The following is a 424-nucleotide window of genomic DNA, read 5'->3' on the forward strand; positions in this document are numbered from 1 at the left end:
GGTAATACTGTCTAGAGATAAAAAAATGGCCGAAGCCGAAAAGAGAACTAGAGATAAAGAGTCTCAAGTTTCTAGCGAGCTTTCAAAAAATAAAAAATTAAGTCAGAGTTTAGAAGACAAAATTAAAGACTACAACCATAGGCTTGATGTACTTGATAAGAAACAAGAAGAGCTAGACCGTCTTCATAAAAGTCAAGTACAGCAACTAGAGGTTATTTCAAGTTTATCTGCAGAAGAAGCCAAAGAGCAATTAGTTGAATCTTTAAAAGGTGAAGCTAAAAATGATGCTATGGCATTCATACAAAATGCTTTAGAAGAAGCTAAATTAACAGCAGAACAAGAAGCTAAAAAAGTTATAATTAATACTATACAACGTATAGGAACTGAAGAAGCTGTTGATAACTGCGTGTCTGTATTCAACATA

At 33.0% G+C, this 424-nt stretch carries 1 protein-coding gene; it reads left to right on the forward strand.

Annotated features, from left to right (window positions below; all coding sequences use genetic code 11):
- Nucleotides 1-424: Rnase Y domain-containing protein (locus FUA24_RS08080; RefSeq protein ID WP_148541238.1), on the forward strand; the 424-nt coding region annotated here is incomplete at both ends.

The organism is Seonamhaeicola marinus, assembly GCF_008085455.1.